At 72.0% G+C, this 11767-nt stretch carries 9 protein-coding genes; 2 read left to right on the top strand and 7 right to left on the bottom strand.

The annotated features are described in order from the left end of the window. Positions 1-23: 23 nt before the first annotated feature. Positions 24-752, bottom strand: coding sequence for an HNH endonuclease family protein (locus P3L51_RS06500; protein WP_435594389.1), 729 nt, complete (start codon positions 750-752; stop codon positions 24-26). A 47-nt stretch (positions 753-799) separates the two neighbouring features. Next, the gene (mfd, locus tag P3L51_RS06495) at positions 800-4351 is read right to left on the bottom strand and encodes a transcription-repair coupling factor (RefSeq protein ID WP_354604092.1); all 3552 of its coding nucleotides are present in this window, start codon (positions 4349-4351) and stop codon (positions 800-802) included. Between the two features lie 450 nt (positions 4352-4801). On the opposite strand from mfd, the gene P3L51_RS06490 reads away from it, so the two are divergent. Then, complete coding sequence (locus P3L51_RS06490) at positions 4802-5797, top strand: helix-turn-helix transcriptional regulator (RefSeq protein WP_354604091.1); 996 nt, start codon at positions 4802-4804, stop codon at positions 5795-5797. Positions 5798-5822: 25 nt separating this feature from the next. On the opposite strand, the gene P3L51_RS06485 is transcribed toward P3L51_RS06490, so the two are convergent. Together P3L51_RS06485 and P3L51_RS06480 are read right to left on the bottom strand one after the other, a co-directional pair. Next, positions 5823-6116 carry a hypothetical protein gene (locus P3L51_RS06485; protein WP_354604090.1) on the bottom strand — a complete coding sequence of 98 codons (294 nt, stop codon included), beginning with the start codon at positions 6114-6116 and terminating at the stop codon, positions 5823-5825. Beyond that, positions 6116-7417, bottom strand: a complete 1302-nt coding sequence (locus P3L51_RS06480; protein ID WP_354604089.1) for an amidohydrolase — start codon at positions 7415-7417, stop codon at positions 6116-6118. The genes P3L51_RS06485 and P3L51_RS06480 overlap by 1 nt, the downstream gene beginning before the upstream one ends. 210 nt (positions 7418-7627) lie before the next feature. Between P3L51_RS06480 and P3L51_RS06475 the strand changes: the two genes are divergently transcribed. Next, positions 7628-7804 (top strand): thiazolylpeptide-type bacteriocin, encoded by a 177-nt coding sequence (locus P3L51_RS06475; protein ID WP_069628355.1) that lies wholly within the window; start codon positions 7628-7630, stop codon positions 7802-7804. 112 nt (positions 7805-7916) lie between these two features. On the opposite strand, the gene P3L51_RS06470 is transcribed toward P3L51_RS06475, so the two are convergent. The 3 genes from P3L51_RS06470 to P3L51_RS06460 form a co-directional block, all read right to left on the bottom strand. Then, positions 7917-9923 carry a TOMM precursor leader peptide-binding protein gene (locus P3L51_RS06470; protein WP_354604088.1) on the bottom strand — a complete coding sequence of 669 codons (2007 nt, stop codon included), beginning with the start codon at positions 9921-9923 and terminating at the stop codon, positions 7917-7919. Beyond that, the gene (locus P3L51_RS06465; protein WP_354604126.1) at positions 9920-10675 is read right to left on the bottom strand and encodes an ABC transporter permease; all 756 of its coding nucleotides are present in this window, start codon (positions 10673-10675) and stop codon (positions 9920-9922) included. The genes P3L51_RS06470 and P3L51_RS06465 overlap by 4 nt, the downstream gene beginning before the upstream one ends. 94 nt (positions 10676-10769) lie before the next feature. After that, complete coding sequence (locus tag P3L51_RS06460) at positions 10770-11765, bottom strand: ABC transporter ATP-binding protein (protein WP_354604087.1); 996 nt, start codon at positions 11763-11765, stop codon at positions 10770-10772. Between the last annotated feature and the right edge of the window lie 2 nt (positions 11766-11767).

Genomic DNA, 11767 nt, shown 5'->3' with positions numbered 1-11767 from the left:
CGGCTCACGCGTGCGCGCCGTTGTCAGCCGCCGCACTGGACGGTCATCACGCGCTTGTCGGCGGCGGTCACCGGGAGTTCGTACTCCGCCGCGACCTGCGCGAACCGCACCACGTACGCGCAGCGCACCGACTTGTTCGGCGGCAGCCAGGAGGCGGGGCCCGAGTCTCTCTTGCCGCTGTTGGTGGGGCCGTCGACGGGCAGCAGGTTCAGGGGGTCGTTCGCCAGCCGCTCACGCTTGTCCTCGTTCCAGCGGGCCGCGCCCATCTGCCAGCTGTAGGAGAGCGGCACCATGTGGTCTATCTGGACGGCCGTCGCCCGCTTCTTCTTCCAGGCGATGTCCTTGCCGGTGTACGGGTCGTGCAGCGTCATCGAGACGATCACGCAGTTGGAGCCCGACCGGAACTCGACCTCCTGGCCGTCGCGTTTCAGCAGGTCGTTTCGGGTGTCGCAGCCGTTGCGGGCGAACGGGACGCCGTCGGCCGAGTCCATCCACGCGTAGCCGAACTTGTCCCGGTCGTACCCGGTCCTGGGCCCGCGCCCCTTCACCTCCAGCGACCCGATCAGCTTGCGCGCCGCCGCCAGGTCCGCGTCCCCGGTGAGGGGCGCGAGACCTGGCGCGGTGCCGTCGGTGTTCTTGAGCGGGCTGGTCGCCCGCCCGTCCGGGGCGCTGCCGTCGGCCTCGCCGGACCCGGCGGGATCGAGGTCGTCGCACCCCGTGAGCAGCGTGGCGGCGAGGGCGACGACGAGCAGCGGAAGTACCGGACGGGCGGTACGCGGGGAGTTGAGTCTGAGAGCGGTCACGACCCCAGGATCGTCGCCAGGAACTCCCCCGTCCACGACAGGAGCTCGCGGCCGACCACCGGCTTGCCGCCGATCTTGCCCGACGTCGGGCGCGGGACCATGATCTGGTGGGCCGTCGGCTTGATCACCGTGCGGGGGTGCAGGCGCTTGAGGCGCAGCTCCTGCGACTCCCTCAACTCCACCGGCGCGAAGCGGATGTTGGGGCCCTGGAGGACGATCTCGCCGACCCCGCAGGCGCGTGCCAGCATGCGCAGGCCCGCCACCAGCAGCAGGTTCTCCACCGGTTCGGGGAGCTTGCCGTAACGGTCCGTCAATTCCTCCCGTACGGCGGTGATGTCGGCCTCCGAGTTGGCGGAGGCGATCGCGCGGTACGCCTGGAGGCGCAGCCGCTCGCCGGGCGCGTAGTCGTGCGGGATGTGCGCGTCGACCGGGAGTTCGATCTTGACCTCCAGCGGCGGCTCCTCCTGCACCGTGCCGTCGACGGCCGCGCGGTAGTCCGCGACCGCCTCGCCGACCATGCGTACGTACAGGTCGAAGCCGACGCCCGCGATGTGCCCGGACTGTTCGCCGCCGAGCAGGTTGCCCGCGCCGCGGATCTCCAGGTCCTTCATCGCCACGTACATGCCGGCGCCCATCTCGGTGTGCTGGGCGATCGTCGCGAGACGTTCGTGCGCCGTCTCGGTGAGCGGCTTCTCCGGCGGGTAGAGGAAGTACGCGTAGCCGCGTTCCCGGCCGCGCCCCACCCGGCCGCGCAGCTGGTGGAGTTGGGAGAGGCCGAAGTTGTCGCCGCGTTCGACCACCAGCGTGTTGGCGTTGGCGATGTCGATGCCGGACTCCACGATCGTCGTGGAGACGAGGACGTCGAACTTCTTCTCCCAGAAGTCCACCACGACCTGTTCCAGGGCCTGTTCGGACATCTGGCCGTGCGCGGTCGCGATGCGCGCCTCGGGCACGATCTGACGCAGCCGCGAGGTGGCGCGGTCGATCGACTCGACGCGGTTGTGGATGTAGAAGACCTGGCCCTCGCGCAGCAGTTCACGGCGGATCGCCGCGCCGATCTGCTTCTCCTCGTACGGGCCGACGAAGGTCAGCACCGGGTGCCGCTCCTCCGGCGGGGTGGTGATGGTCGACATCTCGCGGATGCCGGTCACCGCCATCTCCAGGGTGCGCGGGATCGGCGTCGCGGACATCGTCAGCACGTCGACGTTGGCGCGCAGCTTCTTCAGCTGCTCCTTGTGCTCGACGCCGAAGCGCTGCTCCTCGTCCACGATGACCAGGCCGAGATCCTTGAACTTCGTCTCGGAGGAGAACAGGCGGTGCGTGCCGATGACGATGTCGACCGACCCCTCCCGCAGCCCTTCGAGGGTCGCCTTCGCCTCGCTGTCGCTCTGGAAGCGGGACAGGGCCTTCACGACGACGGGGAACTGCGCGTACCGCTCGGAGAAGGTCCCGAAGTGCTGCTGCACGAGCAGCGTCGTCGGTACGAGGACGGCCACCTGCTTGCCGTCCTGGACGGCCTTGAAGGCGGCGCGCACGGCGATCTCCGTCTTGCCGTAGCCGACGTCGCCGCAGACCAGGCGGTCCATCGGGACCGTCTTCTCCATGTCCTCCTTGACCTCGGCGATGGTGGAGAGCTGGTCGGGCGTCTCCACGTACGGGAACGCGTCCTCCAGCTCCCGCTGCCAGGGTGTGTCCGCGCCGAAGGCGTGGCCGGGGGCCGCCATCCGTGCCGAGTAGAGCTTGATGAGGTCGGCGGCGATCTCCTTGACGGCCTTCTTGGCGCGCTGTTTGGTCTTCGTCCAGTCGGCGCCGCCGAGGCGGTGCAGGGTGGGGGCCTCGCCGCCGACGTACTTGGTGACCTGTTCGAGCTGGTCGGTGGGGATGTAGAGGCGGTCACCGGGCTGGCCGCGCTTGGCGGGGGCGTACTCGACGAGCAGATACTCGCGCGTCGCGCCCTGGACGGTGCGCTGCACCATCTCGACGTACCGGCCGACGCCGTGCTGCTCGTGGACGATGTAGTCGCCCACCTCCAGGGTGAGCGGGTCGATCGTCTTGCGGCGCTTGGTCGGCATCCGTACGCCGTCCTTGCCCGCCGCCTTCTGGCCGGACAGGTCGGTCTCGGTGAGGACGGCGAGCCCCAGTGCCCGGTCCACGAAGCCGTAGTCGATCGAGCCGCACGCGACGTGCACGACGGACGGGGTGATCTCGCCCAGGCCCTTGCCGCCGTGCGCCTCGGGGGTGTCGAGGCGGGCGGGGATGCCCTCGCCGCCCAGTACCTCGACGGTACGGGCGGCGGTGCCGTGGCCCTCGGTGACGTAGACGGTGCGCCAGCCGTCGGCGAGCCAGCCCTTGGTGTCGGCGAGGGCGCGGGCGGTGTCGCCGCGGTATGTCTCGGGGGCGCGCATACCCAGCTTGAGGGTGTCCTGCGACAGCTCCTCGTCGGCGGCGAACGGCGCCACCGACCACCACATCATCCCCAGCTCACGGGCCCGGTCGCGGACGTCCGCGATGCCCCACAGGGAGGCCGCGCCGACGTCGATGGGGGCCTCGCCGCCGCCGGCTCCGGCCGCCCAGGACGCCTGGAGGAACTCCTGGCTGGTGGCGACCAGGTCGGAGGCCCGGGTGCGGACCCGCTCGGGGTCGCAGACCAGCGCCATCGAGCCGGCGGGCAGTACGTCGAGCAGCAGCTCCATGTCGTCGACGAGGACCGGGGCCAGGGCCTCCATGCCCTCCACCGCGATGCCCTCGGCGATCTTGCCGAGCATGTCGGCCAGCTCGGGGTGCACCTCGGCGAGGGCGGCGGCCCGCTCCCGTACCTGCGGTGTGAGCAGCAGTTCACGGCAGGGCGGCGCCCACAGTCCGTGCTCGGCGACTTCGAGTGAGCGCTGGTCGGCGACCTTGAAGTAGCGGATCTCCTCGATGTCGTCGCCCCAGAACTCCACGCGGAGCGGGTGCTCCTCGGTGGGCGGGAAGACGTCCAGGATGCCGCCGCGTACGGCGAACTCGCCGCGTTTCTCGACCAGTTCGACACGGGAGTACGCCGCGGCGGCCAGCGCCTGCGTCACCTCGTTCAGGTCCGCCGTCCCGCCGCCGCGCAGCGAGACCGGCTCCAGGTCGCCGAGGCCCTTGACCTGCGGCTGGAGTACGGAGCGGATGGGCGCGACGACGACACTGACCGGCCCGGCGCCGGGGTCGTCGGCGCTGGGGTGCGCGAGCCGGCGCAGCACGGCGAGCCGGCGGCCGACGGTGTCGCTGCGGGGCGACAGGCGCTCGTGCGGCAGCGTCTCCCAGGACGGGAACTCCGCGACGGAGTCGGCGGGCAGCAGGGACCGCAGCGCGGCGGCGAGGTCCTCGGCCTCCCGGCCGGTCGCGGTGACGGCGAGGACGGTACGGCGCGCGTCCCGCGCGAGGGCCGCGACCGCGAAGGGGCGGGCGGCGGGCGGGCCGACCAGATCGACATACATTCGATGCCCGTCGGCGGCGGCGCCGACCGCTTCGGCGAGCGCCGGGTCTCGTACAACGGCGTCGAGCAGACCGTGCAGGCTCATGAAGGGGCTTCCGTCCGAATACAGGTGACGCGGGTGTGGGGTGGGCAACGCAAAGGGCCCGACACGTCGAACGGGCCGGGGGTCTCCAGGTTACGCCCGCCGGAGTGGGCCCCGCCTCCGCAGGGCCGCCGGAGCGCCCGCGGGGCCGTTGTGTAGGCGGCGACGACCGTGGGGAGACTGCCCGGAGACCGCTCACGGGGAGGGGGCGCGAGCCCGCCGAGCCGCTTCGCAACCCGGCGCGCCGGGCGGACAGCGGTCAGTTACGACACGCACGGTTCACCCATATCCAGGCCACAGTTCCTCGCAAGATCAGTTACAGAGTCATGGCATTGCCTTTACTCTCTCCAGGGGCCCCTCCGAGCGGCGCCGCGAGTCCGGCGAATCGCACCAACGGCACCGACGACCCACCCCGTCCTCGGCGTGAACTGATCAAGTAGCGGAGGCCAAGTCTTGGGCGACAACGAGATGTCCGTCTTCGGCGTCTCTCCGACCGAGGAAGAGATCTACCGGCACTTTCTCCGCAATCCGGATACGTCGGCTGACGACATCCACCTGCTGGTGCACACCGCGCAGGACGACGCCAAGCACAGCCTGGACCGGCTGCGGAAGCTGGGCCTGCTCCACCCCGACAGCAGCCACGACCGCGTCTCCCCCGCCGACCCCGGCGTGGCCATCGGCCGGCTGACCGACTCGCGGCTCAACGCGCTCCACGAGGAGCTGCGCCGGGTCATGCAGGCCCGCGATCTCGTCGACGGTCTGCGCGCCGAGCAGGGCTCGCGGCTGCCCCCGGTGCAGGGCATCGAGCAGTTGGAGGGCCTGACCGAGATACGGAACCGGATCGACGACCTCGCGTTCTTCGCGCGCGACGAGATCCTGTCCGTGGAGCCGTACACGAAGCTCTCGGCCGAGAACATCGAACGGTCCCGCCCGCTGGACCTGCGATGTCTGCGGCGCGGGGTGCGCATCCGCAATGTGGTGCTCGCCGCCGCGCTGGACGATCTGCCGACCCGTGACTATCTGCGCGAGCTGGTCAAGCGCGGGGCACAGATCCGGGTCGCGGAGAACATCACGGAGCGGATCCTGGTCTACGACGGCCGTACGGCCCTGGTGCCGGTGGACCCGCAGAACACCGCGCGCGGGGCGCTGCTGGCCCACAAGAGCGGGCTCGTCACCAACATCATCGCCCTGTTCGAGAAGATCTGGACGGAGGCGGACGATCTGCGCACCGTCACCAAGGAGAGCGCCGACGCGGTGGACGGGCTCAGCGAGATCGAGCAGCAGGTGCTGATCTCGATGTGCACGGTGGGCAAGGACGAGGCGGGCGCCCGGGACCTGGGGATCTCGGTCCGTACGTACCGAAGACATGTGGCCGACCTGCTTCAGGCGCTCGGCGCCGCGAGCCGCGCGCAGGGTGCGCTGCTGGCCCGCGAACGGGGCTGGATCTGACGGACGGTCGGGGAGAACGGGCGGGTCAGCGCTGCTCCGTCCAGCCCCTCAGCGCCGCGTCCGCCAGGACCGCCCGGACCGCGTGGCGGATGTCGGTGTCGGTCGTCGCGACGTCCCGCGCGATCCACAGCCGCACCAGGTCACCGGTGACCTCCGCGACCTCCGGGACACCTCTCAAGTGCTTTGCCAGCAGCCCCAGGAGACGGATGACCGTCGTCTCGGCGGACGGGGCCGCGCTGTCCTCGCGGACCGTCACCACCTCCACGTATCCGGGGGCGTTCCCGATGTCCGCGCATCCGTGCCACTGGGCCGTCATCATCAACCTGTCTCCTTGAACAGCTGCCCGGCGGCCGTCGCCATGGCCGCGATACCCGCCGGCAGAGCGGTCCGTACGTCGGGGGCGAACTCCGCCGAGTGGTTGGGCGGCACCGGCCGGCCGGCCGAGCGGGCGGCGCGCCACTGACGCGGGGACACCGTACCGACCATCCAGTATGCCGTTCGCACACCGTCGACGGCGAAGCGCGGGAAGTCCTCGGTGGCCATCGAGCCCGGCCAGTCGGCCACCCGGTGCGGGCCGAACGCCCGCTCGTGGGCGGCTCGTACGGTCGCCGTGACCGCCGGGTCGGGCAGCAGCGCGGGGGAGCGGGAGACGACCGTGACGTCGGGGTCCCTGGGGCAGCCGGAGGCCGCGCACTCGGCTCGTACGATCCGCTCCGCCGCCGCCACGGCCCGTTCCAGGGCCTGGTCGGTCGCCGCGCGGACGGTGATGCTCAGCTCGGCGTCGTCCGGGATGACGTTGCCGAGCCGGCCCGCGCGCAGGGAGCCGACGGTCAGGACGACCTGGTCGGACGGCGCCGTCTCGCGGGAGACGACGGTCTGGAGGCGCATGACGGTCGCCGCGGCGGTGACGACGGGGTCGACGGTGAGCTGCGGGGTGCCGGCGTGCCCGCCGTAACCGTGGATCACGACGTCCAGCGCGGCGCTCGCCGCCATCATCGGGCCCCGGCCGTGCGCGAGTGACCCGGCGGGCAGGGGCGCGGCATGCTGGGCGAGGACGACGTCGGGGGTGCCGAACCGCTCGTAGAGGCCGTCGGCGAGCAGCGCGCCCGCCCCCTCCAGGGTCTCCTCGGCGGGCTGGCCGACGACGAGGACGGTGCCGCTCCAGCTGTCCGCCGACCGCGCGAGCAGGGCGAACGCGCCTGCGGCGGAGGCGAGATGGAGGTCGTGGCCGCAGGCGTGCATGGTGCCGGGGACGGTGCTCGCGTACGCCAGGCCGGTGCGTTCGCCGATGGGCAGGGCGTCGAGTTCGGCGCGCAGCATGAGGGTGGGGCCCGTGCCGTTGCGCAGGACGCCGACGACACCGTGGCCGCCGAGGCCACGGGTGACGGTGGCCCCGTCGCCCGCGAGGTGGTCGGCGAAACGCTCGGCGGTCCGGGCCTCGGCGCCGGACAGCTCCGGGTGGGCGTGCAGTTCGAGATAGAGCCCGAGGGCGTCCCGCAGGGTCTCGCGCGGTACGGCGGCGGGGCCGAGGGCCGCGGGATCCGGTCGGGGCGCCGCTTCCGGTTCGGGCGCGGCTTCAGGTCCGGCTCGGAGTGATTCCCCGTTCAGCGCGTCGATCATGCGCCACGCACCTCCTTGCTTGAGCATTCCTTGAGGATCGAGCGTGCGGCAGGGCACGCGCACCTGACACACGTTCCGCTGACACCACGTGTCAGCGGGGTGACAGCGAAAGCCGGGCCGAACTGACAGCGGGCACCGGTGGAATGGGGACATCGCAAGGGAGCGCCGCCGGACAAGCCGGTGAAGCCCCGGTGACCGAAGGAGATCCCCATGGCCCCGAAGACTGGTCTCGCCACCCTCGCCGACGAGATCCTGGAGCTCGAGTCGGAGACCTTCGAGATCTCGGACTACTCGGACGCGTCCGAGGTCGTTCTCGCCGGTTCCACGTCGTGCTCCTCGACGTCCACCTGCTCCAGCACCACCAGCACCACCTCCTGCTCCGCCTGATCCGGCGTCGCAGACAGCACATGACCGCCGGCCTCTCCCCCGTGGGTATCACCCGCCAGGGGAGGGGCCGTCGGCCGTCGTGCCCGTGGTGTCACGGGAACGGCCCGTGGTGTTACGGGAACGGATGCGGGACCGCCTTGATCGCGGACTCGGGCAGATCGTCCGGGCGCCGCCCGGCCACCCGCAGCGCCGTCCGCAGCCGGGGCATCAGCAGGGCCCGCTGCCGCGTCCAGCCGAAGTCCAGCGGCAGCAGTCCGGGCACGAGCGTGCTCACGGTGTGCAGCCCCATCCGCCGCTGCTCCGGCGTCGTCTGGTCGACGGCGATCACGTCGTATCCCGCGCCCGCCAACTCGTCGCGCAGCAGCCGCAGATCGTCCAGCAGATCACCGGTGCGCGGCCTGAGCGGGGCCCAGTCGGCGTACGTCTCGTCGAGCGAGCGTACGGCCGTCGGCTCCAGGTACTCCCGCGCGTGGCGCGCCATCTCCGGCAGGCCGTACAGCTGCGCGTGGTCCTTGAGGTGCAGGACCTTGCGGTAGTCGGCCGCCATCTCCTTCAGCTCCCCCTCGCGTTCGGCGACCTGGTAGGGCAGATGGGGGATGTAGGTGAGGACTTCGGAGAGCGCGGCGTCGACCGTGCCCTCCGGGTCGAAGCCCGCGGCGGCGCTGAAGGAGAGCGTGCCGAGACCGCCGTCGCGGCGCACCGCGAGGGCCGTGACGACGGGGACGGCGAGGTCCATCCGGGTGTCGAAGGCGTGCACGTCGTAGCCGTGCAGGGCGGCCCGGTCGAGCATCGTGCGGATCGCGCCGCCCGTGCACGAGCCGAGGTCGATCTCGGTGAGGCGGGCGCGGCCGTACCAGGCGAGCAGGAACGCGTCGCGTTCGATCAGCTCCAGCAGTCCGAAGAGGATCGCCTCCTCCAGACTCCCGCCGGTGGCACAGCCGTTGGAGCACTCGAAGACGAAGTTGTCGGCGTCGACGCCCGCGCTGTAGTGCGCCAGGCGCGCGGGAATCAGGATCGGGCGCTCGTCGCGCAGCGAGTGGCCCCACACCCAGGGGATCGGCCGGTCGGGGTCGAACGGGCTGACCAGAGGGTCCTTCTCGTACGTGGCGTCCGCGTAGAAGCCGCGGTCCGCCGGGTTCAGCGCGTCGGGGCTGAGATTGTTGTACGAGTCGACGACCGGGGAGGTGCCACGGCGGCGGTGGGTGCCCGCGTACCGCTCAAGTCCCTCCAGATAGGCCAGGGTCCGGCTGGTGGAGTAGCTGTTGGCCTGGCCGCTCCAGGTGACGTCGTTGAGTCCGGCGTAGCCGCGGACGAAGTTGGTGCCGGCGACGGGGGCGGTCGTGGTGGACGTCGGGTTGATCCAGGTGTCCGAACCGAGCGTGCCGCAGACGGGGTTGGCGAGCGCCGCGGTCGGCAGCGGGTACGCGCCGAGCGGGCGCAGCCGGTAACCGTCGGGGTCCGGCTTGGGCCTGGCCGTCAGGTGCATGCGCGCGGCGTCGGCGGTGTCGGGGCGCGGGGGGACGCAGGACGGGCAGAGCGGTTCGGGCAGCAGCGGGAAGGTCGCGGCGGCGAGGGTGCCGAGGTCGATCCGGGTGACCTGGGGCAGCTCGCGGTCGGGCGCGCCGGTGGCGGGTGGCGTCGACTCCCCGGTGTGGACGGCGAGATGGGCCGCCCAGACGGCGTCCACCGCGTAGTCGGTGAGCAGCGGCCAGTCGGCGGCGCCGCGCGGTTCGTGGCCCAGCTCCAGCGCCTCGCGCTCGGAGCGGCTGCGCAGCCGCTGCCAGCGCATGGCGAGGCACTGTCCGCAGGCGGCACTGTCCGTGCCGGCGGCGCCCCAGGGGCCGACGAGGGCGGCGCGCGAGGTGAGCTGGACGTTGGCGCGCGGGCGCAGGGCGGCGTACGGGTCGGGGCGCCCGAAGCCGAGGACGTCGGCGGCGCCGAGCGGCACCACGAGCGGGGCGGGCACCCGCGCCGTGCGGGCGGCGGCGGCCTCGTACCGTACGGTCAGGGCCTGTTGCAGACGGGCACGGCCACGCTCCAGGGGTGCGCCGTCGGCGAGGACCACAGCCGCCCCCGCCTCCGTACCGGTGGCGGCCGTCGGCCCGGTGGCTGTCGTCATGACTGGTCGCTCCAGCGGAAGGTCTTCAGCGCGACCGCGCCGAAGACGACGGCGAAGGCGGTGATGCCGCCGCAGGCCACCAGGATGTCGCCGCCGCCCCCGTCACCAGTGATGGCGGCGGAGATGCCGTCGTTGAAGTAGCGCAGCGGCAGGACCAGCGACACGTTCTGCATCCAGCCGGGCATGGCGTCGAGCGGGAAGAACGACCCGGACAGGAACGCCATCGGCACCATCAGGCAGTTGGCGACGGCGGCGACCGCCTCCGGGGTCCTGGCGAACGAGCCGACGATCACACCGACCGCGAGGAACGCGGTGATACCGAGGAACAGCACCGGCAGCGCCAGCGGCCAGCTCGCGGCCGGTTCGAGGCCGAAGAACGGCAGCATCGCGACGAGCACGAACATCGCGGCCTGCACGGTGCCGATGCCGAGCGCCAGGACGTAGCGCGAGCCGAGGATCGTGGGCAGCGGGGTCGGCGTCATCCGGATCAGCCGCAGGAGGTCGTCGCGGCGCCACTGCATGATGACGAAGCCGACGCCGAAGACGGCGGCGTTGGCGACACCCCACGACAGGACGCCCGGGGCGATGTAGTTGATGTAGGGGCGTCCGCTCTCCTCGACGGTCATGCCGTGGAAGATCAGACCGAAGACGATCAGGAAGAGGAGGGGGAAGGCGAACGTGAAGAAGAGGGTGGTCTTGTCGCGCGTGTACGCCTTGAAACCGGCCTGGCTCAGTGCGGAATAGGCGCTCATGGCGCGCGGTCGCGTCGTGGTTGTGGGCGTCGTGGTGCTCATCGTCGGTGCTCCGTCTCTCGGTGCTCGGTCGCGCGTCGTGTGTCGTGCTCGGCTACGCCTGCGGCTGGGGCTGAGAAGGCGACGGCGACGGCGACGGCGGCTGCGGCTGCGGGCTGCCGGTCAGTTCGAGGTACACGTCCTCCAGGCTGGCGGTCCGTGTCTGTACGCCGTGCAGTCCGGCGAGCGCGTCGACGGCCGACAGCACCGGCCCCGCGTCCTCGGTCTCCAGCACGACCGAGTCGCCGTCCACGGAGGCCCGCAGGACGCCGGGGATGGCCTGCGCGTCGGCGAGCGGGAGCCGGTCCGCGGGGACCAGCAGCCGGGTGAGCGCGCTGCTGGCGGCGACGAGCCTGCCGGGCGAGTCCAGCGCGACGATCTTGCCGTCGATGAGGATCGCGACGCGGTCGCAGAGCGCTTCGGCCTCGTCCAGGTGGTGCGTGGTGTAGACGATGGTCCGCCCGGCGCCCTTGAGCGCGCGCAGCACGTCCCACAGCGCGCGGCGGGCCTGCGGGTCGAGCGCGGCCGTCGGCTCGTCCAGGAAGATCAGTTCGGGGTCGTGGACGAGCGCGGACGCGATGGCCAGGCGCTGGCGCTGACCACCGGAGAGGTCGTCGACCCGGACGTCGCCCTGCTCGGTGAGGCCGACGGCGGCGAGAGAGCGCTCCGCCGCCTCCCCGTCGGCCCGGTAGAGCGCGGCCACCGTCGAGAGGTGCTCGCGCGCCGTGAGCCGTACGAAGAAGGCCGACGCCTGGGTCTGGACGCCGAGCCTGGGCAGCAGTTCGGGGTCGCGCGGCCAGGGGTGCCGGCCGAGGACGGTGACCGAGCCGGAGTCGGGTCGGCGCAGGCCCTCCATGATCTCGACCAGGGTCGTCTTGCCCGCGCCGTTGGGGCCGAGCAGACCGAAGAACTCGCCGCGCGGGACGGTCAGCGAGATGCCGTCCACCGCGCTCTTCTCCCCGTACCGCTTGTGGATCGTGTCGAGGACGACGGCGGGGCTGTCGGTCCGGTCGTCGGTCGGGTCGTCGGTGGAGGCGGGGGTGGGGGTCATGC

This window comes from Streptomyces panacea, from assembly GCF_040560175.1.
GTDB classification, from domain to species: domain Bacteria; phylum Actinomycetota; class Actinomycetes; order Streptomycetales; family Streptomycetaceae; genus Streptomyces; species Streptomyces panacea.
The sequence above is the reverse complement of the archived record's forward strand: the minus strand, read 5'-3'. Positions and strand labels throughout refer to the sequence as shown.

Coding starts and splice junctions, on each gene's coding strand:
- mfd (WP_354604092.1), bottom strand. CDS start 4,351: ATGAGCCTGCACGGTCTGCTCGACGCCGTTGTACGAGACCCGGCGCTC.
- P3L51_RS06485 (WP_354604090.1), bottom strand. CDS start 6,116: ATGATGACGGCCCAGTGGCACGGATGCGCGGACATCGGGAACGCCCCC.
- P3L51_RS06480 (WP_354604089.1), bottom strand. CDS start 7,417: ATGATCGACGCGCTGAACGGGGAATCACTCCGAGCCGGACCTGAAGCC.
- P3L51_RS06475 (WP_069628355.1), top strand. CDS start 7,628: ATGGCCCCGAAGACTGGTCTCGCCACCCTCGCCGACGAGATCCTGGAG.
- P3L51_RS06470 (WP_354604088.1), bottom strand. CDS start 9,923: ATGACGACAGCCACCGGGCCGACGGCCGCCACCGGTACGGAGGCGGGG.
- P3L51_RS06465 (WP_354604126.1), bottom strand. CDS start 10,675: ATGAGCGCCTATTCCGCACTGAGCCAGGCCGGTTTCAAGGCGTACACG.
- P3L51_RS06460 (WP_354604087.1), bottom strand. CDS start 11,765: ATGACCCCCACCCCCGCCTCCACCGACGACCCGACCGACGACCGGACC.